18 protein-coding genes are annotated in these 26,749 nt (G+C 70.6%); 9 read left to right on the plus strand and 9 right to left on the minus strand.

Features of this window, described 5'->3' with window-relative positions:
• Window positions 1-191 precede the first annotated feature (191 nt).
• From DEIGR_RS14075 to DEIGR_RS14105, 7 genes are all read right to left on the minus strand, one after another.
• Window positions 192-4,949, minus strand: coding sequence for a DUF11 domain-containing protein (locus DEIGR_RS14075; protein ID WP_058978211.1), 4,758 nt, complete (start codon window positions 4,947-4,949; stop codon window positions 192-194).
• A 2-nt stretch (window positions 4,950-4,951) separates the two neighbouring features.
• Window positions 4,952-7,720, minus strand: coding sequence for a DUF11 domain-containing protein (locus DEIGR_RS14080; protein WP_322787161.1), 2,769 nt, complete (start codon window positions 7,718-7,720; stop codon window positions 4,952-4,954).
• Between the two features lie 134 nt (window positions 7,721-7,854).
• Complete coding sequence (locus DEIGR_RS14085; protein WP_058978213.1) at window positions 7,855-10,149, minus strand: hypothetical protein; 2,295 nt, start codon at window positions 10,147-10,149, stop codon at window positions 7,855-7,857.
• Between the two features lie 49 nt (window positions 10,150-10,198).
• Window positions 10,199-10,690, minus strand: coding sequence for a DUF11 domain-containing protein (locus tag DEIGR_RS14090; protein WP_058978214.1), 492 nt, complete (start codon window positions 10,688-10,690; stop codon window positions 10,199-10,201).
• Window positions 10,691-11,119: 429 nt separating this feature from the next.
• A complete protein-coding gene (locus tag DEIGR_RS14095; RefSeq protein WP_236704754.1) occupies window positions 11,120-11,953 on the minus strand; it encodes an isoprenyl transferase in 834 nt (277 codons plus the stop codon).
• A gap of 121 nt (window positions 11,954-12,074) precedes the next feature.
• A complete protein-coding gene (mutY, locus tag DEIGR_RS14100) occupies window positions 12,075-13,112 on the minus strand; it encodes an A/G-specific adenine glycosylase (RefSeq protein ID WP_058978215.1) in 1,038 nt (345 codons plus the stop codon).
• A gap of 64 nt (window positions 13,113-13,176) precedes the next feature.
• The gene (locus tag DEIGR_RS14105; protein WP_058978216.1) at window positions 13,177-14,613 is read right to left on the minus strand and encodes a hypothetical protein; all 1,437 of its coding nucleotides are present in this window, start codon (window positions 14,611-14,613) and stop codon (window positions 13,177-13,179) included.
• Window positions 14,614-14,887: 274 nt separating this feature from the next.
• Here DEIGR_RS14105 and DEIGR_RS14110 point away from each other — a divergent pair, with 274 nt between their 5' ends.
• The gene (locus DEIGR_RS14110; protein WP_058978217.1) at window positions 14,888-15,292 is read left to right on the plus strand and encodes a ketosteroid isomerase-related protein; all 405 of its coding nucleotides are present in this window, start codon (window positions 14,888-14,890) and stop codon (window positions 15,290-15,292) included.
• Window positions 15,289-15,882, plus strand: coding sequence for a GNAT family N-acetyltransferase (locus DEIGR_RS14115; protein ID WP_058978218.1), 594 nt, complete (start codon window positions 15,289-15,291; stop codon window positions 15,880-15,882). The genes DEIGR_RS14110 and DEIGR_RS14115 overlap by 4 nt, the downstream gene beginning before the upstream one ends.
• Here the strand turns inward: DEIGR_RS14115 and DEIGR_RS14120 are convergent.
• Together DEIGR_RS14120 and DEIGR_RS14125 are read right to left on the minus strand one after the other, a co-directional pair.
• Window positions 15,875-16,111 carry a hypothetical protein gene (locus DEIGR_RS14120; RefSeq protein WP_058978219.1) on the minus strand — a complete coding sequence of 79 codons (237 nt, stop codon included), beginning with the start codon at window positions 16,109-16,111 and terminating at the stop codon, window positions 15,875-15,877. The two genes, DEIGR_RS14115 and DEIGR_RS14120, sit on opposite strands and share 8 nt — an antisense overlap.
• 121 nt (window positions 16,112-16,232) lie before the next feature.
• Complete coding sequence (locus tag DEIGR_RS14125; RefSeq protein WP_058978220.1) at window positions 16,233-16,817, minus strand: general stress protein; 585 nt, start codon at window positions 16,815-16,817, stop codon at window positions 16,233-16,235.
• 136 nt (window positions 16,818-16,953) lie between these two features.
• On the opposite strand from DEIGR_RS14125, the gene DEIGR_RS14130 reads away from it, so the two are divergent.
• From DEIGR_RS14130 to DEIGR_RS14160, 7 genes are all read left to right on the plus strand, one after another.
• Window positions 16,954-17,928, plus strand: a complete 975-nt coding sequence (locus tag DEIGR_RS14130; RefSeq protein WP_058978221.1) for a polyprenyl synthetase family protein — start codon at window positions 16,954-16,956, stop codon at window positions 17,926-17,928.
• A gap of 424 nt (window positions 17,929-18,352) precedes the next feature.
• On the plus strand, window positions 18,353-19,597 hold the full coding sequence (locus tag DEIGR_RS14135) for a Glu/Leu/Phe/Val family dehydrogenase (RefSeq protein WP_058978222.1): 1,245 nt from the start codon (window positions 18,353-18,355) through the stop codon (window positions 19,595-19,597).
• Window positions 19,598-19,702: 105 nt separating this feature from the next.
• Window positions 19,703-21,025, plus strand: coding sequence for a Glu/Leu/Phe/Val family dehydrogenase (locus DEIGR_RS14140; RefSeq protein ID WP_058978223.1), 1,323 nt, complete (start codon window positions 19,703-19,705; stop codon window positions 21,023-21,025).
• Window positions 21,026-21,172: 147 nt separating this feature from the next.
• Window positions 21,173-23,125, plus strand: a complete 1,953-nt coding sequence (locus DEIGR_RS14145) for an APC family permease (protein ID WP_058978224.1) — start codon at window positions 21,173-21,175, stop codon at window positions 23,123-23,125.
• A gap of 139 nt (window positions 23,126-23,264) precedes the next feature.
• Window positions 23,265-25,145: a molecular chaperone DnaK gene (gene dnaK / locus DEIGR_RS14150; RefSeq protein ID WP_058978225.1), complete on the plus strand. Its 1,881-nt coding sequence runs from the start codon at window positions 23,265-23,267 to the stop codon at window positions 25,143-25,145.
• Window positions 25,146-25,312: 167 nt separating this feature from the next.
• Complete coding sequence (locus DEIGR_RS14155) at window positions 25,313-25,942, plus strand: nucleotide exchange factor GrpE (RefSeq protein WP_058978774.1); 630 nt, start codon at window positions 25,313-25,315, stop codon at window positions 25,940-25,942.
• Between the two features lie 70 nt (window positions 25,943-26,012).
• Window positions 26,013-26,729 carry a VF530 family DNA-binding protein gene (locus DEIGR_RS14160; RefSeq protein ID WP_058978776.1) on the plus strand — a complete coding sequence of 239 codons (717 nt, stop codon included), beginning with the start codon at window positions 26,013-26,015 and terminating at the stop codon, window positions 26,727-26,729.
• Window positions 26,730-26,749 lie beyond the last annotated feature (20 nt).

Here is a 26,749-nt window from a genome sequence, read left to right on the forward strand (position 1 = left end):
GGAAATTTTGCTGGGGGGTGAGCTCATGCGGGGCCTCGCTTTCGAGTGGGGTGGGGGCGGGAGTCTGGGGTTCATGGTGGCGTGCGGGGTCTTGCGGGGGCCTTACAGGACGTGGCAGAAAGTGCGTTCTCATGAGGAAAAAAAGGGGAGAGTGCGGCCGTGGGCGGGCCGCCTCTCCCTGTCGGGTGGGGTTACTTGCCCACGGTGTCGTCGAGGGTCAGGTCGAGGCGCAGGTAGGCGCCCTGGCGGGTGTAGGTGTTGCCGATGCCGGTGAAGCCCTGGGGGTTGTACCCGGCGGTGATCCAGGTGCCGGGCAGGGCGCGGACGCTGGCTTCGAGGCCGTAGCCGTACTGGGTGGTGCCGCTGCCGGGCTGGGTGAGGGCGCGGCCCCAGGCGCCGATGCCGATGCGGTCGGTGAGGTAGTAGGTGCCGCTCAGGCCGAGTTGCGCGGTGAAGCTGCCGGGGTCGTTCAGGAGGGTGCGGGTGTCGAGTCCGGCGCGGACGGCCCAGGTGGGCTGGCGGTATTCGACGGCGAGGTTGCTGCTGAGTTCGGGCTGGTTGCCGGCCAGGGTGCCGTTGACGTAGCGGGCGCTGCCGAGGGCGTTGAAGGTGCGGTTGCGGTACGCGAAGCCGATGGCGGCGCGCTGGCCGTTCTTGCCGGCGCCGAATTCGACGAGGCCGTCGGCGGTGAGGGTCAGGTGGTCGCCCAGGCTGCCGCTGACGCCGCCGCGCAGGACGACGCCGAAGCCCTTGTTGCTGTAGGTGAGGTCGGTGCCGGTGGTGGCGCTGAGGGTCTGGGTCTTGTAGTTCAGGTCGACCCCGGCGCCGAGCTGGGGTTCGCGGGTGGTGATGGCGTAGGTGGCGCTGCCGCGTAGGCCCGCGGTGAGCTGGTCGCTCAGGGCGACGGTGGTGGTGACGCCGAAGCGGGCGCGGTTGCCCTGGCCGCCTGCGGTGGGGAGATCGTAGGCGACCTGGTAGTTGGTGCTGCCCAGGCGGCTGTCGAGGGTGAGGATGGCGCGCTGGCCGGTCTTCCAGTTGATCTCGTCGGTGACGCCGAGGGTGATGGTGTCGGTGATGGCGTAGCGGGTGGCGACGGTGGTGATGGGGTCGAGGTTGCCGCCGGCGGCGCCCGCGAGGGGCTGGGTGTGGGTGATGTCCACGTCGACGGGGGCGTTGTGGTACCCGGCGCTGAGGACGGCGCCGAGGCCGTACTGGTCGCCGTAGGCGTACTTGACGCCGGCGCCGACGCTGAAGGGCGCGAGGCGGTAGTCGGCGCGGGCGGTGACGCTGCCGCCCTGGGTGTCCTTGGCGGCGGTGCCGAGGGTGTTGTGGTATTCGGTCTGGACGCTGCTGCTGAGGCTGGTGGTGTGCTGGGTGGTGACGCTGGCGTTGGCGTTCAGGCCGGGCGCGATGGGCGCGAGGCCGCGGTACTGGCCGTCCTGGTAGCGGATGCGGGCCTGGACGGTGCTGCGGCCCAGGGTGGTGCTGAGGTCGGCGCTGGCCTGGAGGCCGCCGGAGTACGCGAGGAGGCCGTCGGTGCGGGTGGTGCCGTTGTCGTAGGTGGCGCGGGCGCCGGCGGTGACGGTCCCGTCGAGGCTGATGGCGGCGGCGCCGATGGTGGCCTGTCCGGCCTGGTATTTGATCTGGGCGCCGTAGGCGAGCTGGCGCTGGTCGAGGGGGTTGTTCAGGCGGTAGGTGGCCTGCACGCGGATGTCGTTCAGGCTGGGGTCGGTGTCGTCCAGGGCGCGGGCCAGGGTGATGATGCCGGTGCGGGTGTCGAGGATGTAGTCGACGTTGCGGGCCAGGGTCTGCTGGGCGAGCAGTTTGCCGGTGTCGCGTTCCAGGGTCTGGACGACCAGGGTTTCGCTGCCCTCGGCGACGTTGCCGCGGCTCAGGCGCAGCAGGCGGGTGCCTTCGGGGGTCAGGGTGTCCTGGGCGCGGTCCTCGGGGACCAGGGCGACGAAGCCGCTGAGCTGGGGGTTGCTCTTGCTGGTGACGGTCAGGGCGGTCAGCTGTTCGCCGACGGGCAGCACGTCGATGGGCAGGCTGCTGCGGCGGTACTCGGCGCGCAGGGTGGGGTGGTCGTAGCGGGCGGCGACCGGGTCGATACCCTGCAGCGGGGTGCTCTGGATGCTGGCGTCCCCGAAGGCCGCGAAGCGTTTGAGGGTGTCCTGTTCGGTGGGCAGGCCGTCCTTGTCGGCGGCGACGTACAGTTTGCCGCCGGCGAGGGGCGTTTCCAGGCTGGCGCGGGCCTGCCAGGTCAGGTCGTCACTCAGGTTCAGGTTCCCGTCGAGGCCCAGGGTGGCGCTGATCATGCCGACGCCGACGCGGCTGTCGTCGGGGCGGATGTCGAAGCTGCGGGTCAGGATGTCCTGGCCCTGCTGCACCCGGAGTTTCAGGGTGGTGGGGGCGGACTGGGGTTGCAGGACCAGTTCGCCTTCACCGTTGTCCAGGTGCACCTGGTAGCCGCTCTCGCCGGGGTTGGCGTCGGGCGCGAGGGGTTCGAGGTTGCTGGTCAGGGTGACGCTGGCCTGTCCGGTGGGGTTGCCGCTGGCGTCCAGGGTGCGGATCTTCAGGCGGATGGGGGTGGCGCCGTCGGCGGTCAGGGTGACGGGGGTGATCTCGGTGCGGGCGGTGGTGCCGACCAGTTGCACGGTGACGGTGTCCGCGCCGAGTTGCAGGGTGTTCAGGCCCGCCCGGAGGGGAATGCCGACGTAGGTGAGGCGGCGCACGCCGCGGGTGGGGTCGGTGGTGGTCTCGCCGACGCGGTCCTCGCTGACGACCTGGCCGTTGACGGTCAGGGGTTGCGCGGCGCCCTGGGGCACTTCGACGGTGATGTTGATGCGGTCGCGGATGCGGATCAGGCTGCCCTGCAGGGGGAACTTGATGGCGCCCGGGTTCTCGCTCAGGGTGGTCTGGGCGCTGCCCAGGGGGCGGGCGGCGCGCAGGTCGGCGTCGTCCACGCGGCCCTGGAGGACCTCGCTGCGTTCACCCTTGTAGCGGGCGAGCAGGGCGGGGGCGGGCAGTTCGCCCAGGGTGCCGGTGTGGCTCAGGTCGTAGGTGATGGTGCCGGGCACGGCGGTGCCTGCGCGCTGGGCGGCGCCGGGCAGGGTCCAGTACAGGGTGCCGCTGGGGCCGCGCAGCGGGTCGGCGAGCGGCTGGCCGTTCAGGCGGGCGCTGCCGGGCACGTACTGCGCGCCGGTGGGGAGTGCGTGGGCGATCACGAGTTCGCTGGCCTGGGCGGGCGCGTCGAAGGGCAGGGTGACGCTGCTGCTGCGCTGGGCCTGCGGGGCGGGCGTGGGGTCTTCAGGCTGGGGTGCCTGGACCTGGATCTGCGCGGAGGTCGTCTGGGTGGCGGCGCAGCGGTCGGTGCCGACGCGGGCGGTCAGGGTGTGCGTGCCGGGCTGCGTGACGCGGGCGGTGTGGGTCAGGGTGCGGGTCTCGCCGGGGGCGAGGACGCCGGTGAATTCGGTGCTGCCGGTCGCCTCGAGTCCGGCGGGCAGGTCGTCGCGCACGCGGTACGTGACGGGCTGGTCCCCCGTGTTGCGCAGCGTGAGGCCCAGAGTGATCTCGTCGCCGACGCTGGCCGCGCCCGGGGCGGTCCGTTGCAGTTGCAGGGCGCTGCTGTCGGCCAGGACGGTGATCTGCACCTGGCGTTCCAGGTTCCAGGGGGCCAGGCGGGCGGTGACGGTCAGCGGGCCGGGGCGGGTGGCGGTGGCCGTGAAGCTCAGTTCGCCGGGGGTCGCGGCGTTCAGGGTGCCGGTCTTCTCCTGGCGATCGCCGAGTCCGGGGACGTCCAGGCTGAGGTTCAGGGGCAGGTCGCCCTGGAAGTCGGTGGCCGCGCGGGCGCGCAGGGTGACGGTGTCGCCCTGGCAGACCTCGAGCTTGTCGGTCTGCAGGTCGAGGCTCACGTCGGGGCGGATCTGGACGCGGGTGTCGCCCCGGCCGTCGCGGGGGACGGTGATGTCGCCGCTGACGCTGACCTGCGCGCCGGGGACGGGCGCGGCGGTGATGGGGTACGTTCCGGCGACGACGCGGCGCTCGAAGCTGCCGTTCACCGTCACGGGGGTCTTACCGACGGTGACCTGCGCGGTGGTGGGGCGGGTCTCGCCGGGGAGGATCAGTTCGGCGGTGACGCCCAGCAGGCCGGTCTGGTCGACGCGGGCGACGGTGATGGGCGCGGGGCTCCCGGCGCGGATCAGGCCGAAGCCGACGGTGTTGCTGAACTGGCGGGCGGTGGCCGGCTGGCGCAGTTCGACGGTGTAGGTTCCGGCCCGGGCGGGCAGGGGCAGGTCGGTGTAGGCCAGGTCGGCGCTGACCTGCAGGGGGTAGAGGTTGCCTTCGGTGTCGCGCAGGCGGGCCTGGAGCTCCTGGGGGCCGTCGCCGTCGTACATGCGCAGGGTGTGGGTGCGGCCGTCGGTGGTGACGTTCACGGCCGGGACCCACTCGCGGGAGTGGACGTTGACGCTGATCTGGTCGGCGTTCACTTCGGCGCTGATGCCCGCGAGGCGGATCGCGAAGGTGTTCTTGCCGTTGCCGCTGGTGGCGGCGCGGATGCGGTATCGCCCGGCGGGGAGGTCCTGGTCGAGCAGGGTTTCCCAGTCGTGCTGGCCGGGCGTGAAGGTCCGCTGCAGCAGGGTGATGCCGTCCTCGCGCAGCACGGTGAAGGTGGTGGCGACCTGGCTGCGGTTGGCGTCGTACTGCTCGTCACCGTAGTAGGTGTCGGCGCGGTAGTCGCTCTGGTCGAGGCGCGGGCTGTACAGTTCGAGCCGCACGGGGCCGTCCAGCGGGACTTCCAGGTTCAGGTCCTGGTCGCCCACGGTCCACATCAGGCGGTCGCCGACGGTGGTGAGGGGCAGGCTGGTGCTGATGTCCTGTGCGCCGGCTGGGACGCTCACGGCCAGCAGGGCCGAGAGGGTCGTGGCGATGCGCTTGAAGTCCGGTTGCACGTTCAGTACCTCCAGCTCAGATCTGGATCGGTGGTGGCGGCCCGTGGCTCGCCCGTCCAGTCGAAGCGGTAGGTGAGGTTCAGTTCACCTGCGTCTACGGTACCCGTGTGAATATTTCTGCCTTCTTTCAGGACGGCGCCCTGCGGTAAGGGATCTGTCAGGGTCAGGCTGTCCAGGCGGCGCGGGGTGGTCAGGCGCAGCGTGACGACGTACCCGCCGTCGACGGCGTACACGGCCTTGTCCAGGCGGACGTCGCCGACGGTCAGGGTGGTGCGGCGCAGCGCGTCGACCTGGCCGCCCAGTGGGGCCAGCGGGAAGTCCACGCTCGTCAGGCCGCGCACGAACACGCTCTGGGTGCCGCTCAGGCCGCGGTCCTGCGGGACGTGCAGGGGCGGGTAGGGGGTGGTGTTGGGGTCCAGGCGCAGGGCGTGCGTGCCGGTGGGGACGTTCGGGAAGGCGTAGCGGCCCCGGGTGTCGGTGAGGACCTCGCGGCCCCCGGCGAGCAGCACGCGGGCGCGCGGGACCGGCAGGTCGAGCAGCGGGTCGAACAGGCCGTTGCGGTTGCGGTCCACGAAGACCGTGCCGACGATGTCGGCCAGCGGGGAGAATTTCAGGGGGTTGAGTTTGGTGGTGGCGGTGGCGCGGTTGCTGGCGATGGCGCGCGCCACGCCCCCGGCGCCCTTGCCGCTGACGATGACGGTGTTCACCAGCTGCCCGGTCGCCTCGGGGGTCACGCGGGTCTGGTAGGTGATGGTGATGCTCTGCCCGGCGGGGATCTGTCCGGCCTGCCAGGCCAGGACGCCGGCGGTGATGGCCGGGTCGGCCAGGGGCTTGCCGCCCAGGGTGCTCGTGCCGGGGACGTACTCCAGGCCGCGGGCGGGGGTGTCGGTCACGGTGGCGTCGCTGATGGCGGTCGTGGCGGACTGGTTGGTGATCTTCAGGGTGTAGGTCAGTTTGTCGCCGTAGGTGGCTTCGGGGGCGCTGACGGTCTTCTCGATGAGCAGCTTGGCGCTCCAGACGGGCGTCTGGACTTCGTTGCTGGGCAGCGGGCGGGGCAGTTCGGTGCTGACGAGGTTGAAGGTGTTCTTCAGGGCCTCGCCGTCCACGGCGCGGGCGCTGACGGTCGTGACGATGGTCAGGCTGCGGCTCTCGCCGGGGTTCAGCGTGCCGAGGTTCCAGGTGGCGGTCTGCGCGCCGAGCGCGCCGCTGAGCACGCCGCCCTGGTCCACGTCGGTCGCGTCGAGGTGCGCGGGGATGGGGTCGGTGACGACCACGTTCGTCAGGGGCAGCGTGTACGGGTTGCGGATCGTCAGGGTGTACGTGATGGTGTCCCCGACCGAGACGGTGCCGCCGTCGGGAATGGGGACTGGCTGCCCCTGCTCGTTCCTGGCGGTGGCGACGTAGCTCTTGCGGAGTTCTGGCAGGCCGCCCTGCACGCTGCCGATCACGTCGCTGGTGGTGTTGCTGGTGCCGCGGTCGCCCTGGATGGTGATCAGGGCGTTCAGGCCGCCGGGCTGCGCGTCGTAGCACACCCGCACGAAGGCCGTCTGGCCGGGCGCGAGGGTCAGGGGCTGGACGAGCGGCTGGCCGTTCTCGCCGTACAGCGTGGCGGTCGCGCCGCCCTGCGGGTAGGTGACGGTCACGCGGTAGTTGTCCTGCACGTCGCCGGTGTTCTTGGCGGTGTGGTCGAAGCACACCTGCTGCCCGGCGACCGCGAAGGGTTTGCTCTGCTGGTCGGCGGGGGTAGCTTCGGGCGCCTCGGGGGTGCCGACCGGGCCGATGGCGACGGCCGGCTGGTAGCGGACGTCGGCCGTGGCGCTGCCGCTGGTCTGGTCCTGGCCGGTCTGGGCGGTGGCGGTGTTCACGAACTGCTGGTTCTCGGCGGCGGCGCCGGCCAGCATCCGGAAGGTCAGCTGGACGCTCGCGCCGGGCGCGAGGCTGGGGACGCGCACGCGCACGCCGCGCACCGGGGCGGTCTCGGCGGCACTCCAGGTGGTCCCGTCGGTGGTGTATTCCAGGGTGCCGACGTTCGTGCGGGCGCTGCCGGGCACGAAGCTCAGGCCGCGCGCGATCTGCTCGGCCAGCAGGTCGGTCAGGATGACCTCGCGGCTCTCGCCCTGCCCCGCATTGCTGGTGGTGACGGTCACGGTGGTTTCCGTGCCGGGGCGGACCAGGGCGGGGCTGAAGGTCTTCTGGACGCCGAGCACGGGGGGTGGGCCGACGCGGACGACGCTGACGTTGTTCGCGTCGCGGTTCTCGCCGCCCGCGCAGGAGCTGACGAGGTTCAGGTACGCGTCGCCCTGCGCGGCGCTGGCCGCCACGACCAGCAGCAGCTGCGCGCGCGCTTCCGGCGCGAGGGTGACGCTGGTCACGGCGGGTTCGTCCGCGTCGGCGCGGCCGTTGCCGTTGCGGTCGTGGACGACGCGCGTGCCGGGCTTGATGGTCCCGGCCTCCTGCTGGACCGCGACGGGGAAGGCTTCGGTGGTGTTGCCGGTGTTCACGACCGTGTACGTGAAGATTGCGCCCTCGCCGGGCAGCAGCGCGGCGCTCTGGCCGGGTTGCGCGACCGTGCCGTCCGGGGTGACGCTGACCGAGCAGACGGCCTGCACGACCGTGCGGATCACGTTGGACACCGCGGTGCTGGGCGTCATGGACTCCGGGGCGATGTACTCGGCGCTGGCCTGGTTGATGATCTCGGTTCCGGCGGGGGTCAGGGCCTGGGTGGTGGTGCTCAGGGCGAGCAGGGCGCTCATGGTCAGGACTCGGTTCACGGTGGGCTCCTCTGGGGCGCACCTGCAGTGCGGTGGGTGGGGCGGCGCACTCAAATGTGCGGGGGTTCAAATATGGTTTCTGTTGTTGTGCAGAGGGCGCACCCTGCGCTCAGGCAGGGCGCGCCCCTTCGGGATTACTTGACGGTGACCACGAACTCGGCGCTCAGGGTGGTGGCGGGGGCCAGCGCGTCGGGGATCAGGTCGCCGTTGGCGTCCAGGGCGATGTAGATCACGCTGGGGTTGGCCAGGCCGGCGGCGGGGGCGGTGGTGCCCCAGGCGCCGCTGCCGACCTTGTAGATGACGTTGGTGCTGATCACGGTGCCGCTGGCGTCCAGCAGCTGGATGCTCTTGAACAGGGTGTTCGCGGGCACGGTGTCGCTCAGGAAGAAGTTGCTGATGGTGGTGTTGTAGTTGTTCTTCGCGATGATGCGGTAGGTGATGTCCTCGGCGGGCTTGGCGCCGGTCGCGCCGGTCGAGGTGAAGTTGGCGGGGTTGTCAATGCCGTTGACGGGGTTGCTGGCGGCGGTCACGCCGCTCTTGGCGACGAACTTGGCGACGGCGACGTTCCCGTCCGGCGCGACGCGGATGACGTTGTTGGTGTCGGTCATCGGGATGGTGCTGTAGTTCCCGACGGCGTTCTGCGTGACGGTGTAGTCACCGGTCAGCGTGCCGGCCGGGACCTGCACGACCGCGTAGGGCTTGTACTCGGTGCCGGGGGCGATGACGGGCGTGATGAACTTGTTGTAGTCGGGGCTGGCGGGATCGTTGCTGACGCGGGGCAGCAGCGAGCCGTCCGGGGCGTAGTACAGGACCGGCACGGTGACGGTGCCGCCGCCGACCAGGTTCAGGGTGACGCTGCCGCTCAGGGTGTAGCTGTCGTTGTACTGGCCGTTGTTCACGACGTCCATCGGGAAGACGGCGGTCGCGTCGCTCAGGTCGGGGCTGGCCACGCCGCTCTGGGTGCCGCCGGGGTTGACGGTCTGGATCGGGTTGGGGGTGCTGACGGCGCCCAGGGTGCCGGTGGCGTCACCGAACTGCGCCGAGGGGGGCAGGATGGTGTTGGTGGTGGTGCTGTCGGACACGATCGCGGCGTCCTTCAGGGAGTCCGCGCCGATCTTCACGGTGACCGGGGCGATCAGGGCGCTGTCGTCGGGGTCGGGGTAGGTGACTTCCGTGCGGTACACGACGGTGCTGCCCGAGGGCACGGTCACGGTGGGGTACACCGCGGCGGTGGGGTTGTTCGGGTCGGTGGAGGCCAGGATGGCCGCGCCGGTCACGGGGTCCAGGAAGCGGATCACGACACCGGTGGTGGCGTTCGTGAAGGTGCCGGTGGCCGGGTCGTAGGTGTAGGCGGGGTCTGGGGTGCCGTCGGCCAGGGCGGGGAACAGCTGCACCTTGTCGGTCGCGCCGCTGGTGTTCGTCAGGTTGTTCGAGAACACCACGGTGTCGGGGTTGGGGTTGGCGTCGGCCTTGGGGTAGGCGATCTGGATGTCGCCCGCCACGTTGGGCACGATGGGCGTGCCGCCGGGGGTGGGGTCGCCAGCGGGCGCGCCGGGGGTGATGTAGCCGGTGGTGGGCACCACGGGCGTGGCGTCGCCGGTCTTCCCGGTGGTTTCCGTGGGGATCTGCACGGTCTGGCTGGGGGGCACCAGCGCCGGGTTGGTGATGGGGTTACCGGCGCTGTCCACGGGCGTGCCGGGGTTGGTGTTGGGGTTGTTGTCCAGCGCGGGGGCGAACACCGTGATGCGCACGAACTGCAGGTCGGCGTCCATGGCCTTGCCGTCCTCGTAGACGGTGGTGCCGCTGGCGTAGCCGTTGCCGGGCGTGACGAGCGGATCGGCGCCGGCGGTGCCGGTGACGGTGCCCTCGGGGGACGCGCCGAAGATGCTGCTGGGCGTGATCAGGGCCGGGTCGGTGGGCAGGGTGATGACCTGGATGATCTTCACGATGCCCTCGTCGGCGGGGGTGCTGGGGTCGTCCACGGGCACGATGACGCTGGTGATGGGGGTGGCGCTGTCGGCCACGCCGTCACCGTTGGCGTCCAGGAAGTACTGCACGGTCTGCCCGCTGGCGGCGCCGGTGACGTCCGCGGCGAGGTTCACGGTCAGGGTCACGTTGCCGTTGTTCAGCACGGAGTACCCGGTGGTGATCTTCTGGCCGGGGACGGCGCCGGTGGTCAGGATCGGGGTGGTGCTGATGGTGTTGCTGTCGGCCGTGGCGTTGGTGTACACGATGTCGAAGCCGGGCAGGGGCAGCACGGTGGTGCTGACGGTGTTGGAGGTGCTGGTCAGGGTGGTGCCGGCGTTGGCGGGATCCTGGAAGCTGGCGCTGGCGGTGTTCTCGATGGTGGTGCCGGCGACGGTACCTTCAGCGGCGGCGGTGCCGGCGGCCAGGGCGGCCATCAGGACGAGCAGGTGGGACTTTTTCATGGGGTTCCTCCGGGTGGGACGGCGAGGGTAGGTGGGGCGGGGTGAACGGTTACTTGACCTGGATGCGGTAGCCGAGTTTCAGGGTCTGGTCCGCGCCGAGTTCACTGACGGTCCAGCGGACGGTGGTGTACTCGCTGGGCTTCACCTCCACCTCCTTCACGACGCTGCGGCCGTTTTCCGTGACGGTCACTTTCTTCATGAGGGGAGCGGCAGCGAAGGTCTTGCCCTGGTCGATGGAGAATTCGGCGCGGACGTCGTCCAGGCCCTTCTCCGGCGCGAGGTAACGGGTGTTCTTGGGGACGGGCAGCGTCACGGGCACGTTCTTCAGGGCCCGGCCGCCGCTGTTGCGGACCGTGACGACCTGGCGGATCACGTCGCCGGGTAGGACGGTCTTGGGGCTGGGAGCGAACTGCTCGGTGGTCTTGCCGTCCACCTTGACGGTCTTCACCAGCGACATGACCAGGTTCAGGCTGACCGGACTGGCTGTCTGGGCCGCTGCGGCGCCGGCGAGCGTGATCATCAGGGCGAACTTGAGCTTCATGTGCTTCTCCTTCCAGGCGGGCCACTGCTTGGCCCCGTGTTCCGTTCACCAGAACTGAGGAAAGGGTAAGAACGCTGCTCTTACTGCCCGCTTACACAACCCGGAGGTCCGGGGGACGCCGTGGGAGACGAGAGATACCGTTCAGGGAGCGTGTCCATCATACCCCCGCGGGTTTTGCCGTCGTATACGGTAAATTTCACATTACGTCCGGCGCTAGCGCACGTCTGGCCTGCGGGCAAGCAGGTTCACGAGTGCCCCCGGTGGGGGCAACGTCTGGCCGCTCCTGTCCGGCCGCACCGGCCGCCCTGATCCGCTCCGCGTCCACGCTGCGCCGGCGTGCCCGGCGGGCAGGGCGCGGGGGGGGGCCGCACACAGCGTCGTGGGCCCGGCCGCGCCGTCGGGGGTCAGGCCGGTGCTGCAGCCCGTGCCTCAGCGGCCGAAGCGGCGGTCGCGGCCCTGGTAGTCGCGCAGGGCGCGCAGGAAGTCCACGCGGCGGAAGCCGGGCCAGTACACGTCGCAGAAGTAGTACTCGGAATAGACGCTCTGCCAGAGCATGAAGCCGGACAGGCGGATCTCGCCGCTGGTGCGGATGATGAAGTCCGGGTCCGGGGTGTCCGCGGCGTACAGGTGCGCGCTGATGTGGTCGGGCGTGAGGGCCTCGGCGGCCTGCGTCAGGGTGTGCCCGGCCCGCTCCTGCGCCTGCAGGTGGGCCTTGACGGCGTCCACGATCTCCTCGCGGCCGCCGTAGCCGACGGCGATGTTCAGGCGCATGCCGTCGTAGTGGGCGGTCTTCGCTTCCAGGTCCTTCAGGGCCGCCAGGACGTGCGCGGGGAAACCGTCGTGCTGCCCGATGGCGCGCACGCGCACGCGGTTGGCGTGGATGCGTGGGTCGGTGGCCAGCGCGCGGGCTTCTTTCTCCAGCAGGGAGAGGATGTGCGCGAGTTCCTGCGGGTCGCGGCCCTTGTTGTCGGTGGACAGCACCCAGATGGTCGCGGCGGGAATGCCGAGTTCCAGGCACCACTGCAGCACCTCGTGGGCCTTGTCCGCGCCGATGGAGTGGCCCAGTTCGCGTTGCAGGCCGCTGGCGCGCGCGAAGCGGCGGTTCCCGTCGAGGATCAGGCCCAGGTGCTGCGGCAGGCGGCCGTGCGCGCGGACCTCGCGGGAGAGACGCTGCTCGTAACCCCACACCAGCGCCCCGCGAACCCGGTTCCGGATGGTCTGGGCGGTTCGGAGGATGATCGTGGCGGGGGCAGGCGACTTCACCCGGACAGTCTACCCCCTGCCCGAAACGCCGCGTCGGTCGAAAGCAGGACGGCGCGCGGCGCGGACGGGCAGACGTCACAGGCTTCTGACAGGTGGTATTTCAGGGGTCCACTGGGGCGGGTCAGGTGAACAGCGAGTCGGCGCGCGCCTGCGCGAGGCTCAGGGCCTTGTGGTCCAGGCGGGACAGGGGGGCGCCGCGCACGTCGGTAGGGGGAGGCCCACCGGTTGCGGCGTACACCTGCCAGATCACGCGGCGGTGCGTCATGGCGTGCGTGACCTCGCCCAGCGGGTCGCCGGGCGTGGCGTGCAGGCGCGCGCACAGGTCCCGCAGGGCCTGCGCCTGCGCACTCGGCCGGGCCGGGTCGTAGGGCTGGGCCGGGAGGCCCCACAGCCCACCCAGCAGCGCCCCTTCACGCTGTTCCAGGACGGCCTGCTGCGGCGTGCCGATCAGGACGGCGACGGCGCGGACCTCCTGGACGACCGGGCGGGCCTTCGGGGCAGGATAGGCCGTGGGCTGAGCGCTGACCCGCGCGGCGCACCAGGGGCTGAGGGGGCAGTCGCCGCACTGCGGTCGTCTGGGGGTGCAGACGGTGGCGCCCAGGTCCATGACGGCCTCGTTCCAGGCGCCGGGCCGCGCCGGGTCGAGCAGGGCGTCGGCCTGGGCCTGCACCCAGCGGGGCGTGGGCTGGGGTTCGGCGTGCAGGCGGGCCAGGACGCGGCGGACGTTGCCGTCGTTCACGGCGCGCGTCTCGTTCAGGGTGAGGCTGCTCAGGGCAGCGGCGGTGTAGGGGCCCACGCCGGGCAGGGCCAGCCACCCGCCGTACGCCTCCGGGAAGCCCTGCTGCGCGATCACCTGTGCGGCGCGGTGCAGGTTGCGGGCGCGGGCGTAGTAGCCGCAGCCCTCCCAGGCTTTCAGGACGTCGGCCAGCGGGGCGTCCGCCAGGGCCTGCACGGTGGGGAAGGCTGTCAGGAACCGCTGGTAGTAGCCGAGGCCGCGCGCCACCTGCGTCTGCTGCAGCAGCACCTCGGCCACCCAGGCTCGGTACGGGTCGCGCTGTCCCTCGGGGCCCTGGCGCCAGGGCAGGTCGCGGCCCTGCCGGTCGAACCACGCCAGCAGCGCGGCGCGCAGGTCGGGAAGGTCGGCACTCAAAGCGGGCACCGCGCCAGTGTAGGGGCGCGGTGCGGGGCCGGACCGTGTCCGGCGTGGGGGTTGAGGGCCGCGTTCAGGCGGGAACGGCCTCGCGGGTGGGGGCGCGCATGCGGCGGCGCAGGCCGTCGGCGTACTCGGCGAGTTCCAGCAGCAGGTCGGACACGCCGCTGCGCAGCAGGTACTGCCCGCCGGGCAGGGGCGTCAGGGCCAGGAAGGGCGCGCGGGTCAGCGTGTCGAGAATGCCGCCCAGCTCGGCGTAGTTCACGCCGCTGCCCAGCCGCTCGGCGAGACGCTGCACGCTGACCAGCGAGTGCGCGGGCTGCTGCGCCAGGGTCAGCAGGACCGCGCTGAACGCGCCGCGCTGCGCGAGGTGCGCGCCCACGAGTTCCGCGACGCTCGCGGCAGCTTCCAGGTCCACGCTGCCCGCCTTCCAGTAGCCGCGCAGGTCCACGGTGGACAGCGGCGCCAGCTGCGCGTGGTCGATCAGGGCTTCCAGGGCCTCGCGGGTCAGGCGGGGGGTGTTCACGGCGCGGTCGGCTTCACTGGTCAGCAGGACGCAGTAGTCGGCGCGTTCCTTCCAGGCGTCGGCGCGCACGGCGGCCTCGCTCGTGGCGATCAGCACGGCGTAGCTGTGGGCGCCCAGTTCGGCGTTCAGGCGCAGCACGCCGCTGCCCAGGTCCTCCAGGCGGTACCCGGTCAGGCGGGCGAGTTCCGCGAGGTTCGCCGCGTCGTCCCGCAGGTTCAGCGGGGCGGGCGCGGTCGCCGGGGGGGCGCTGCGGACCGGGGCGTCGAAGCGGACGTCCAGGGGACGGACCGTCACGGCCGCGGCGGGGCTGCTGGCCGCCGCGGCGGGGCGGGCGGTGACGCGGCCAGTGTCGGCGCGGCCAGTCTCGGTGCGGCTGGGTTCGACACGGCTGGGTTCTGCACGACCGGATTCGGCGCGGCTGGGTTCCACCCGGTCGGGCTGCGCCTTCTGGGCGGCGGGTTCGCGGGCCGGGTCGGCGCGGCGCTGGGCCTCGGCGGGGCGCTGGGCCTCGGCAGCTCGGGCCGTTTCGGGCCGGGCCGTCTCGGGGCGGGCGTCGGGGGTGCGCTGGGTCTCGCCGACGGGCGCGGTGTTCAGCGCGGGCCGGACCTCCTGGAGGCGCACCTCGCGCACGTGGGGGGTGGACGCGACGACCACGCGGCGCGTCTCGGGTTTCTTCGGCGCGTCCCGGCGCGGGGCGGGGGGCGGCGCGTGGGGCTTGACGATCGATTCCACCTGGAACCGGCCGGGCTGGATGGGCGTGATCATCAGGACGTCGTTCACGCCGAGGTTCTGCGCGTGGTACAGGCTGCCCAGCCCGGTGACGCGGCGGCCCGTCAGGTCCACCTGGGCGGGGTGTTCATGGCCCTGGTCGTCGACGAGCGTGACGGGTCCGGCGCTGGGGAACGTGCCCTCGAGGTACTTGAGGAGGCGCAGGCTGCCGTCCTGCAGGCAGGGGCGGGTGATGATGTAGCGCTGGGCTTTCACGCGTGGGTTCCTCCAGTTGGGCCGCTTCCCGGGCAGGGTGAAACGATTCACTGCTGAATAAAGTGTTCCTAAAGTAGCAGATCCGGCGCTGTCAAGCGCGGGAATCCGTGCCGGAGCCTGAAACGGCGCGGCGACTCCCTGTACGGTGCCTGAAGTTCATGAACCGTGGGCCCGCAAAGCCTGAAGGACCTGTGAACTGCCGGGGGAACGCAGCGGGCCGCACTGTGGGCCGCCGCGCGTTTCTGGTGGTGTCGGTGGACTCTATGCTGCGCGCATGGAGTCCACAGTGAAGCTGATCGAGCAGTACTACGCCGCGTTCAACGCCGCCGATTCCGCGGGCATGCTGGCCCTCCTGAGCGGTGACGTGCGCCACGACATCAATGAAGGCGAGACGCAACTGGGCCTGGAGGCCTTCCGGGCGTTCCTGGCGAAGATGGACGCCCACTACCGGGAGCAGGCGCGCGACCTGGTCGTCATGAGCACCCCGGACGGCGCGCGGGCCAGCGCGGAGTTCGTGATTCACGGGGAGTACCTGCGCACCGATCCGGGCCTGCCCGAGGCGCGTGGGCAGCGGTACGTGCTGCCGGTCGGGGCGTTCTTCGAGGTGCGTGGCGGGCAGATCGCGCGGGTCACGAACTACTACAACCTCGCGGACTGGTCCCGGCAGGTGGGTGCTTGACCCTGAGGGTCGAGGCGGTGGGCGGCGCGGACCTGGCGCCGTTCATCGCCGATCTGGCGCGGCTGCGGATCACGGTATTCCGAGAGTTCCCGTACCTGTACGAGGGTAGCCCCGCGTACGAGGAGGCCTACCTGCGCACGTACCTGGACGCGCCGGACGCCGTGGTGCTCCTCGCGCGGGACGGCGGGCGGGTGGTGGGGGCCAGCAGCGCCCTGCCGCTGACGCAGGAAACAGGCGAGATCCGCGCGCCGTTCGCGGGGTCCGGGTTCGACGAGCGGGACGTGCTGTACCTCGGCGAGAGCGTCCTGCTGCCCGAGTACCGGGGGCGCGGGCTGGGCCACGCCTTCTTCGACGGGCGCGAGGCGCACGCCCGCGCGCTGGGCCTGGGTGTGACGGCCTTCTGCGCCGTGCAGCGCCCGGAGGATCATCCGCTGCGGCCGCAGCCGTACCGGCCCCTGCATGCCTTCTGGGCGGCGCGCGGGTACGTGGAACGCCCGGACCTGCATGTGGCGCTGTCCTGGCCTGATCTGGGCGAGGCGCGGGACACGCCCAAGCCGATGCGCTTCTGGGTGCGCCGGGGGCTTACTTGAGGTTCGGGTGGTTCTGGGCGCGTTTCTCGGCCTCGGCGCGTTTCTTCGCCTGCGCCCAGCCGTAGGAGCGGAAGGCGTCCACGGTGAACCACACGGCGAACACGGCGGCCAGCACGCCCCAGACGATCCGGTCGCCCGTCAGGGCGGCGACGGCGGCCCAGGCGCACAGCGCGGCCAGGAGCAGGCTGAAGGCGAACACGATGTGGGGGGGGACGCGGCGACCGAACATGCGTTCCAGTGTAGCTGTGGCTGTCTGACAGCGCTCTTGCCTCTCCCCTGCCCGGCCGGTCCAACGGGGGCGGCCCGCGCCGGGGGTACCGGGTCGCGGGCCGCGTGGGTGAAGCAGGGCGTCAGTGGCGTTCGCTCTGGAGCTGCCCGGCGCCCACGGCGTCTTCCAGTTTCACGGCGCCGTGCTTGCGCATGACGCTCAGGGCCTCGTCGGCGCGCTGGCCGCTGGGGTCGCGCGCGATGACCATGACGTGGCCGCCCTTCATGCCGCCGTAGAACTTCTCGGCCTGCTCGGCGGGCACGCCCATGCGGCGCAGCAGGTTCACGAAGTCGCCGTGGTCACTGCCCGCCAGCGCGCCGAACAGGCCGCCCAGGGCTCCGCCGCCGATCACGCCGAACAGGATGCCCAGCACGCCGCCGTGGGCGTAGATTCGGGTGACGGGAATGATGAGCAGCAGCAGCCAGATGGGCACGGTCAGCACGAGGCCGCCCAGGATGCCCAGCCACGCGCCCTTGAGGACGGCGGCGGACCCGGCGGGCTGCCCGGCTTCGGGGCTGACGCCGGTCTGCTGGGCGATGTCCTCCTGCGCGACGACGTCCGTCAGGGCAAAGCCGAGGTGGTCACGGTCAAAGCCGCGCTGCAGCAGGGTCTGCAACGCCCCCTGCGCCTGCTGGGGTTCGCGGAAGAGAGCAACGACACTTTCCATACCCTGCTTTGTAGCATGAGGAGCGTGTGCGCTGCGAGGGACAAAGCGCTCACGGCGCTGCGGGAGCCTTCATCCCGGGGCGGAAGCTGGGGGGGGTGGTACGTTTGGCTGCCCGCCGCGTCCCTATACTGCGCGCATGACTGGCCTTCTCACCCTCGGCCTGCCGGATGCGGCGTTCGAAGCGCGGCTGCGCGAGGTGCTGCGCTCGCGGGTGGAATTCATCGAGTTGATCGGCGACGATCTGGTCGCGGCGGGCGGCAAGCGGGTCCGGCCGATGATCGCGCTGCTCGCGGCGCAGGTGCTCGGCGCCAGCCCGGCCCGCGCGGACTGGGCCGCCGTGCGCGACCTGGGCGTGTGCGTGGAACTGCTGCACTCGGCGTCACTGCTACACGACGACCTGATCGACGACGCGGACACGCGCCGGGGGCAGCAGGCGGCGTTCCGGCGCTTCGGGAACGTGGTGAGCGTCATGAGTGGCGATTTCATGCTGGCGCGGCTGCTGGGGTTGCTGTCCGGCATGCCGGGCGGCGCGGCCCTGACCCGCATGTTCGGCGAGACGGCCAGCGTGATCTGCGAGGGCGAGGTACTGCAGTTCCAGGTGGCGGCGTACCAGGAGTACGCGCACGAGCATTACCTGACGGTCATTCACGGGAAGACGGCGGCGCTGACGCAGCTGGCCGCCGAGGCCCCGGCGGTGCTGCTGGGCGCGACGGCGGCGCAGCGGGAGGCGCTGGCGACCTTCGGGCTGGAGTACGGCATGGCGTTCCAGATGCAGGACGACCTGCTGGATCTCGCGGCGGACGAGGCGACGCTGGGCAAGCCGGTGGGCGGTGACCTGCGCGAGGGCAAGGCGACGTACCCGCTGCTGCACCTGCTAGACGGGCCGCACGGGGACGAGGTGCGGGACGTGCTGGAACGCCGCGCCTCGCACGAGGGGGACGTGGCGCGCGTGCAGGCGCTGGCGGCGCAGGAGGGGGCCTTCGAGGCGACCCGCGCCGAGGTGCGCCGCCGGGCATGGCTGGCGGTGGACGCCCTGCGCGCCCTGCCCGCCGGGGACGCCCGCGACGCGCTGGAACGGCTGGCGGTCCGTGAGATCGAACGCAGCCGCTGAGCAGAGCTGGCGTGTGGGAGGGGAGCCGCGCTGGCTCCTCTTTGTTTTGTTTTTTCTGTGGAGGCCCGATCTGAACCGGGTTCAGACCGCCCGGGTCGTCCCGCCGCGTGGGACGCCGGTGTGACGTGGGGCGGTCGGTGGCGTTGAGAGGCCCGATTGCCGTTCGGCAGGTTGTGGGCGGCCGGGCCGCGCAGGGCCGAGGTGGAAGCGGTTCAGGTTTTGCGCGTGTTCAGCGTGAGAAAGTGGGGTTGACGCCTCTGTGGATACTGGATACAACTTCGGAGGTTCACGCCTCCGTCCACGGTCGTCATCGTGGGACGCGCCCCGCCCCGCACCTGTCTATGCGTCTCACCGGGCGCGTGTATGCTGCGCCTGAACCGACCACACCCACCACAGTTCCCACCGAAGGGAAGGAGAGCGTCAAATGCGGGCATCAGGACTCAACTGGCAGGGCCTCATGGAGCAACTCCGGCAGGCACTGCCCCACTGCGAGGTCACCGACCAGTCCCTCGCGTACTTCAAGTACCCCAAACGCACCGTCAGCGTGAACCTCCCGGTGCGCATGGACGACGGCAGCATCCGCGTGTTCCGCGGCTACCGCACCGTGCACAGCACCTCACGCGGCCCCAGCATGGGCGGCGTGCGCCTGCGTGAAGGCGTCAACGCCCACGAGTGCGAGGTGCTCGCCGCGATCATGACCCTCAAGGCCGCCGTGGCCGACCTGCCGCTGGGCGGCGCCAAGGGCGGCGTGGACGTCGATCCCAGTGGCCTCAGCCCCCACGAACTGGAGGGCGTGGTGCGCCGCTACACTAGCGAACTGGTGGAACTGATCGGCCACAACGAGGACATCCTGGCGCCCGACGTGGGCAGCGACGCGCAGGCGATGGCCTGGATGCTCGACACGTACAACGAGAACACCGGCACGACCAGCAACGGCGTCGTGGTGGGCAAGCCCATCCCGCTGGGCGGCAGCTACGGCAGCAAGGACGCCCGGGGCCGCAGCGCCGCGCTGGTCGCCGCGCGCGTGCTGGAGGACCGCGGCGAGAGCCTGGAGCGGGCCAAGGTCGCCGTGTACGGCTTCGGGGACGTGGGCCGCCGCGCCGCGCAGACCCTCGCCGCGCAGGGCGCGCTGGTCATCGCCGTGTCCGACCAGGACGGCGCGACCTTCGCCAGCGCCGGACTGGACCTGGACGCGCTGTCCGCGTACCGCGAGCAGCACGGCAGCGTGGCGGGCTTCGCGACGGACATCACGCCCGCCGAGGTCACCGAGCTGGACGTGGACGTCCTGATGCTCGCGTACGACTACGGCACCGTGAACGCCGGGAACGCCCACGCGGTGCGCGCCCGCTACGTCGTGGAGGCCACCAACCGCGCCGTGCTGCCCGAGGCCGAGCGCTTCCTGACGGAGGCCGGCGTGCAGGTCATCCCGGACCTGATCGCCAGCATCGGCGGCGTGGTCGTGAACTACCTGGAGTGGGTGCAGGACGCCAGCAACTTCTTCTGGACCGAAGAAGAGATCGAGGCTGCGATCGACCAGCGCGTGAACGTCGCCGTGAGTGACGTCATGGGGGTGGCCCGCACGCGCCAGACCGACCTGCGGACCGCCGCGTACGCCCTGGCCCTGAACCGCCTGCATAGCGCCACCGTGATGCGTGGCGTGTACCCATGACCGCCTTCCCAGCGCGCTGAATTCACCAGCGGCAACGCGCGGGCCGCCCCGCGCGGCGAAGAGAAGATCACCCACACCCCCCTCTCCTTCCCTGGAGGCACTGCCATGACCGCCACGCAAGATCCGACCAACAGCACTGGGCCCAAATCCGGCGCGCACGCCATTCCCAGCTACCTCGACCCGAACAACATCGGGCCGTACGAGATCTACCTCGAGCAGGTCGAGCGCGTCACGCCGTACCTCGGCAAGCTCGCCTACTGGGCCGAGACCCTCAAGCGGCCCAAGCGCATCCTGGTCGTGGACGTGCCCATCCACCTCGATGACGGCACGGTCGCGCACTTCGAGGGCTACCGCGTGCAGCACAACACGTCGCGCGGCCCCGCCAAGGGCGGCGTGCGCTACCACCAGGACGTGACGCTCAGCGAGGTCATGGCGCTGTCCGCGTGGATGACCGTGAAGAACGCCGCCGTGAACCTCCCGTACGGGGGCGGCAAGGGCGGCATCCGCATCGACCCGCGCAAGTACAGCACCGGGGAACTGGAGCGCCTGACGCGCCGCTACACGACCGAGATCGGCCTGATCATCGGGCCGGAAAAGGACATTCCCGCGCCGGACGTGAACACCAACCCGCAGACGATGGCGTGGATGATGGACACGTACTCCATGAACGTGGGCCGCACCGCGACCGGCGTCGTGACCGGCAAGCCCGTGTCGCTGGGCGGCAGCCTGGGGCGCGGCGACGCCACCGGGCGCGGCGTGTTCGTGACCGGCGCCGAGGCCATGAAGAAACTCGGGATGCCCATGCAGGGCGCGCGGGTGGCGGTGCAGGGCTTCGGGAACGTGGGCGAGGCCGCCGCGCGCATCTTCCACGAGCACGGCGCGAAGATCGTCGCCATTCAGGACGTGACCGGCACGATCCACAGCGACGCCGGGATCGACCCGAAGGCCGCGCTGGAGCACCTGCGCCGCACCGGCAAGATCACCGAGATGCCCGGCACGGAAGAAATCAAGCGCGACGAGTTCTGGGGCGTGGACTGCGACGTGATGATTCCCGCCGCGCTGGAAAAGCAGATCACCCTGGCGAACGCCGGGCAGATCAGGGCGAAACTGATCGTCGAGGGTGCCAACGGCCCCACCATTCCCGCCGCGGACGACCTGCTCGCCGAGCGGGGCGTGACGGTCGTGCCGGACGTGCTGGCGAACGCCGGTGGCGTGACGGTGTCGTACTTCGAGTGGGTGCAGGACTTCAGCTCGTTCTTCTGGACCGAAGACGAGATCAACAAACGCCTCGACCGCATCATGAGCGAGGCCTTCGGCAGCCTGTGGGACGTCAAGGAGCGCCACGGCGTGACGCTGCGCACCGCCGTGTACATCGTGGCCTGCACCCGCGTCCTCGAAGCGCGCGCCCTGCGCGGCCTGTACCCGTAAGCAGTCGATGGCTGAAAGTCGATAGGTAAGAGGGGATGGGTGCTGGGGGGCGACCTCCGCACCCATCCCCTCTTGCGGCTGTCTTTCCCATACCGTGAGACCCGACACCTTTCTTTCTGGCGCTGAAAGGCGGATACTCCGCGAGTCATGCCCTCCTCGCCGTTGAGGCCCCTGTCACAGAAAGTCTCCCGCTGGGTGCTCCAGCAGGAGGATCACCCGCAGCAGGAGGGCTTCTACGAGGCCGAGGGGGAGGTCAGGGCCCACGAGCGCAGGCACCCCTGGTGGAAGGTGATGTGCCTGACCGGGGTGGATTACTTCAGCACGCTGGGCTACCAGCCGGGCATCGCGGCGCTGGCGGCGGGGGCGGTGTCGCCCTTCGCGACGCTGGTGCTGGTGCTCGTGACGCTGTTCGGGGCGCTGCCCATGTACCGCCGGGTGGCGGAGGACAGCCCGCACGGGGACGGGTCGATCAGCATGCTCGAGCGGCTGCTGTCGTACTGGCCCAGCAAGTTCCTGGTGCTGTCGCTGATCGGGTTCGTGGCGACCGGCTTCATCATCACGATCACGCTGTCGGCGGCGGACGCCTCGGCGCACCTGATCGAGAACCCGTTCCTGAAGTCGGCGCTGGAGGGGCATCAGGTGGGCGTGACGTTCGTGCTGCTGCTGCTGCTGGGTGCGGTGTTCCTCAAGGGCTTCAAGGAGGCCATCGGGATCGCGGTGGTGCTCGTCGTGGCGTACCTGTGCCTGAGCGCTGTGGTGATCGGCAAGGGCGCGCAGGTGATCCTGGGCCAGCCGGAGCTGGTGCAGGCGTGGCTGGGCACGCTGAACGTGGGGTTCGGCTCGCCGCTGGCGCTGATCGGCGCGGCGCTGCTGGTGTTCCCGAAGCTGGCGCTGGGCCTGTCGGGCTTCGAGACGGGCGTGGTCGTCATGCCGCTGATCGAGGGGGACAGGGGTGACACCGAGGAGCGGCCCACCGGGCGCATCCGCAACGGCAAGCGGCTGCTGACCACGGCGGCCCTGCTGATGAGCGCGTTCCTGATCACGAGCAGTCTGGTGACCACCCTGCTGATCCCGGCGGCGGCGTTCCAGCCGGGCGGCGAGGCGAACGGGCGCGCGCTGGCGTTCCTGGCGCACGAGTACCTGGGCGAGTGGTTCGGCACGGCGTACGACGTGAGCACCATCCTGATCCTGTGGTTCGCGGGGGCCAGCGCCATGGCGGGCCTGCTGAACATCGTGCCGCGCTACCTGCCCCGCTACGGCATGGCGCCCGAGTGGACGCGGCTGCACCGCCCGCTGGTGCTGATCTACCTGCTGATCGCGTTCGTGGTGACGGCGGCGTTCCGCGCGAACGTGGACGCGCAGGCGGCGGCGTACGCGACCGGGGTGCTCGCCATGATGACCTCCGCGGCGGTCGCGGTGTGCCTGACAGCCGTGCGGCGCCGCCAGCCCCGGGTGGCCTGGGCGTTCGGGGTGATCAGCGCCATCTTCGTGTACACGAGCGCCGTGACGATCTTCAGCAACCCGCAGGGCCTCTTGATCGCGCTGCTGTTCATCGTGCTGATCCTCGCGGTGGGGGTCAGTTCGCGCGTGTCGCGGTCGTTCGAGCTGCGGGTCAGTCAGGTGCAGTTCGACGACGCGGCCATCGAGGTCCTGAAGACCCACCCGATCCGGCCGCTGCGGTTCGTGTCGCACCACCCGGGCCGGGCGTCGGAAGCCGAGTACAGCAAGCAGGAGCTGCGCGTGCGGCAGATGGTGCACCTCCCGGAGGACGAGCCGTTCCTGTTCCTGGAGGTGGAGGTGGACGACGCGAGCGAGTTCACGGACGTGGTGGAGGTCACGGGGCTGCGCGTGGGGCCGTACTCGGTCCTGAAGGCGCGCGGGTCGAGCATCCCGAACACGATCGCAGCCGTGATGCTGACGCTGCGCAAGAAGGGCGCGCCGCCGCAGGTGTACATGCGCTGGACCGAGGAGAGCCCCCTGCAGCTGGCGCTGGATTTCGTGATCGGGGGGCGCGGGGACGTGCCGCCGCTGACGCGCGAGATCCTGCGCCGCGCCGAGCCGGACCGGGACCGGCGGCCCATCGTGCATGTGGGTGGGTAAGGGCCGACCTTGAGACAATCTTAGACTTGAGCGTACAGCACTCAAGTCTATTGACACCCAGCAACTGTGGGCCTATGCTGTATGGCGATCAGAACTGTTGCCCGCGCGGCAGCAAATCCCCATCCCCACAGGAGTCAACATGCCCAAAGCAGTCGGAATTGACCTCGGTACCACCAACTCTGTGATCTCCGTCATGGAAGGCGGCCGCCCCGAAGTGATCGTGAACGCCGAAGGCGCCCGCACCACCCCCAGCGTCGTCGCGTACAAGGGCGACGAGCGCCTCGTCGGGCAGATCGCCCGCCGTCAGGCCGCCCTGAACCCCGCCGCCACGCTGTTCGAAGTCAAGCGCTTCATCGGCCGCCGCTGGGACGAAGTGAAGGAAGAAGCCGCCCGCAGCCCCTTCACCGTGAAAGAAGGCCCCGGCGGCAGCGTGCGCATTGAAGTGAACGGCCAGGACCTCGCCCCCGAGCAGGTCAGCGCCGAGGTGCTGCGTAAGCTCGTGAACGACGCCAGCGCCAAGCTGGGCGAGAAGATCCGCGACGTGGTCATCACCGTCCCGGCGTACTTCGACAACAGCCAGCGCGAGGCCACCAAGCAGGCCGGTGAGATCGCGGGCCTGAACGTCCTGCGCGTCATCAACGAACCCACCGCCGCCGCGCTCGCCTACGGCCTGGAACGCAAGGGCAACGAGACCGTGCTGGTCTTCGACCTGGGGGGCGGCACCTTCGACGTGACCATCCTCGAACTGGGCGACGGCGTGTTCGAAGTGAAATCCACCAGCGGCGACACCCACCTGGGCGGCGCGGACTTCGACCAGCGCATCGTCGACTGGCTCGCGGGCGAATTCCAGAAGGACAACAACTTCGACCTGCGCAAGGACAAGCAGGCCCTGCAGCGCCTGATCGAAGCGGCCGAGAAGGCCAAGATCGAACTCAGCAACGCCTCCGAGACCACGGTAAGCCTGCCGTTCATCACCTTTGACCCCGAGACCCGCACCCCCATGCACCTCGAACGCACCCTGAGCCGCGCCAAGTTCGAGGAACTCACCGCCGACCTGCTGCGCCGCGTGCGCAAGCCCGTCGAGCAGGCCCTCGCCGACGCCAAGCTGGACGCCAGCAAGATCGACGAAGTGATCCTGGTGGGCGGCAGCACCCGCATCCCCGCCGTGAAGCGCATCGTGCAGGACATCATCGGCAAGACCCCCAACGAGTCCGTGAACCCCGACGAGGCCGTCGCGCTCGGCGCAGCCGTGCAGGCCGGGATCATCCAGGGCGACTCCAGCCTGGGCGACATCGTCCTCGTGGACGTGACCCCGCTGACGCTGGGCGTGGAAGTCAAGGGCGGCATGATCGCCCCGATGATCACCCGCAACACCACGGTGCCCGCCAAGAAGACCGAGATCTACACCACCGCCGAGAACAACCAGCCCGGCGTGGAGATCAACGTCCTCCAGGGTGAACGCCCCATGGCGAACGACAACAAGAGCCTGGGCCGCTTCAAGCTGGAAGGCATCCCGCCCATGCGCGCCGGTCAGCCCCAGATCGAGGTGACCTTCGACATCGACGCCAACGGCATCCTGCACGTCACCGCCAAGGAGAAGACCAGCGGCAAGGAAGCCAGCATCCGCATCGAGAACACCACCACCCTCGACAAGAGCGACGTGGAACGCATGGTGCAGGAAGCCGAGCAGAACGCCGCCGCCGACAAGCAGCGCCGCGAGAAGGTCGAGAAGCGCAACAACCTCGACAGCCTGCGCGTCCAGGCCCTCGGCCAGATCGAAGAAAACGGCTCTGCCGCCCAGGACGCCAAGGACAAGCTGAAGGCCGCCGCCGACGAGGCCGAGGAAGCCGTCCGCAGCGACGACGACGCCCGCATCGACGCCGCGCAGAAGAAGCTGGAAGAGGAACTCCGCACCTTCATGACCGCCGCGCAGGCGCAGGGTCAGGACGGCGCCGCGCAGGGCCCGCAGGCGAAAGCCGACGACGACGTGATCGACGCGGACTTCAAACCCGCCGAATAAGCGCGCGTCCTCCACGAACAGCACACATCAGGGGAGAGGACGGCCAGCGCGCCGCCTCTCCCCTGCCCCACAGACACAGCAGATCCCGCCCGGGCTGAGCGGTTCTCCGGACCTTCACCCGCCGTGCGACTAAGCTGGAACGAATGTTCCGCAAGAGAGGCCCCAAGATGACCGACGACCAGCACAAACCCACCGACACCGCCGAAGCCACCGCGAAGACCGTCACGGAAGACGGCCTGGACGTGCCCGATACCGAGGCCGACAACATGGCCGAGGACGCCGAGACCGCCTTCCCCGGCATGGACGGCTTGGACGAGGGCATGCTCGGGCAGGTGCAGGAGATGATGGCGAAACTGGAACGCGCCGACGAACTGGAGAAGGAGAACGCCGACCTGAAAGGCCGCCTGGCGCGGCTGGCGACCGACTTCGACAGCTACCGCCGCCGCACCCAGGAGGACGTGAACGCCGCGCAGGGCCAGGGCGTGAGCAAGGCCGCCGAGGCGCTGATGCCCGTGTACGACGACATGGACCGCGCCGTGACGATGGGCGCCGCCGACCCCGCCAAGCTGATCCCCGGCATGCAGGCCGTGCAGGGCAAGATCCTGGGCGTGTTCGCGGGCCTGGGTCTGGAAGCGACCGGCAAGGAGGGCGAGGCGTTCGACCCGCAGTGGCACGAGGCGCTGCAGGTCGTGCCGGGCGACGAGGACGATGTGATCGTGCAGGTGTACCAGCTGGGCTTCCGCATGGGCGACCGCCTCGTGCGCCCCGCGCGCGTCGTCGTGAGCAGGAAGGGTTGAGAGGTGACCGTTGATGGTTGACAGAGAGGACAAGACGGCGTCGGCTGAGGCCCCTGCGGCTCCATCAACCATCAACCGCTCACCATCCGCTGCCCCGCGCGATCCTCTGCATGGCGTGACGCTGGAACGCGTCGTGACGCACCTTCAGGCCGAGTACGGCTGGGAGGAACTGGCGCGGCGCATTCCGGTGAAGTGCTTTCAGAGCAACCCCAGCGTGACGAGCAGCCTGAAGCTGCTGCGCAAGGAAGGCTGGGCGCGCGAGCAGGTGGAGGGCGAGTACGTGCGGCTCGTGCAGCGCGAGAACGCCAACCCGCTGATCGAGGCGCTGAAGACCGGCACCCTGACGGACGACGTGCAGGCGCCCAGTCAGACGAAGACGCACGAGGCGCTGGGCTGGGCGCTGCGGCACGGCGCGGCCGAGGCGGACCTGCTGGCGCTGCTGGGCCGCATTCACGACGTGAACTTCTGGCCCGGCACGTCGACGCTGCCGCTGCTGAACCTCGCCATCGACCGGGACGCGCCGCCCACGTTCGTCCGGGCGCTGCTGCAGGCGGGCGCGCTGCCGGACGACCCGCGCTACTGGCTGCCGCTGCTGCACAGCGTGGACGTGGAAGGACAGGCGTACAGGGAGGGTCGCCGCGCGCCGCGCACGGACGTGCTGGACCTGCTCGTGGCGCGCGGCGCGAAGCCCGGGCAGGCGGACCGGCGGGGCGTGACCGCCCGCGAGATCGCCACGGCGTACGGGCTGCGGGTCGTGCTCAACCGCCTGGAACAGCTGGGCGCGTAAGGTCGTAACGGGCAAGGGAG

The sequence above is a fragment of the Deinococcus grandis genome, from assembly GCF_001485435.1.
In the GTDB taxonomy this organism is placed as follows: domain Bacteria; phylum Deinococcota; class Deinococci; order Deinococcales; family Deinococcaceae; genus Deinococcus; species Deinococcus grandis.

Bases quoted from the DNA above. Each gene is read 5' to 3' on its own strand.
- DEIGR_RS14085 (WP_058978213.1), bottom strand. From the start codon at position 10,149: ATGAAAAAGTCCCACCTGCTCGTCCTGATGGCCGCCCTGGCCGCCGGC.
- DEIGR_RS14090 (WP_058978214.1), bottom strand. From the start codon at position 10,690: ATGAAGCTCAAGTTCGCCCTGATGATCACGCTCGCCGGCGCCGCAGCG.
- DEIGR_RS14110 (WP_058978217.1), top strand. From the start codon at position 14,888: ATGGAGTCCACAGTGAAGCTGATCGAGCAGTACTACGCCGCGTTCAAC.
- DEIGR_RS14120 (WP_058978219.1), bottom strand. From the start codon at position 16,111: ATGTTCGGTCGCCGCGTCCCCCCCCACATCGTGTTCGCCTTCAGCCTG.
- DEIGR_RS14125 (WP_058978220.1), bottom strand. From the start codon at position 16,817: ATGGAAAGTGTCGTTGCTCTCTTCCGCGAACCCCAGCAGGCGCAGGGG.
- DEIGR_RS14130 (WP_058978221.1), top strand. From the start codon at position 16,954: ATGACTGGCCTTCTCACCCTCGGCCTGCCGGATGCGGCGTTCGAAGCG.
- DEIGR_RS14135 (WP_058978222.1), top strand. From the start codon at position 18,353: ATGCGGGCATCAGGACTCAACTGGCAGGGCCTCATGGAGCAACTCCGG.
- DEIGR_RS14140 (WP_058978223.1), top strand. From the start codon at position 19,703: ATGACCGCCACGCAAGATCCGACCAACAGCACTGGGCCCAAATCCGGC.
- DEIGR_RS14145 (WP_058978224.1), top strand. From the start codon at position 21,173: ATGCCCTCCTCGCCGTTGAGGCCCCTGTCACAGAAAGTCTCCCGCTGG.
- dnaK (WP_058978225.1), top strand. From the start codon at position 23,265: ATGCCCAAAGCAGTCGGAATTGACCTCGGTACCACCAACTCTGTGATC.
- DEIGR_RS14155 (WP_058978774.1), top strand. From the start codon at position 25,313: ATGACCGACGACCAGCACAAACCCACCGACACCGCCGAAGCCACCGCG.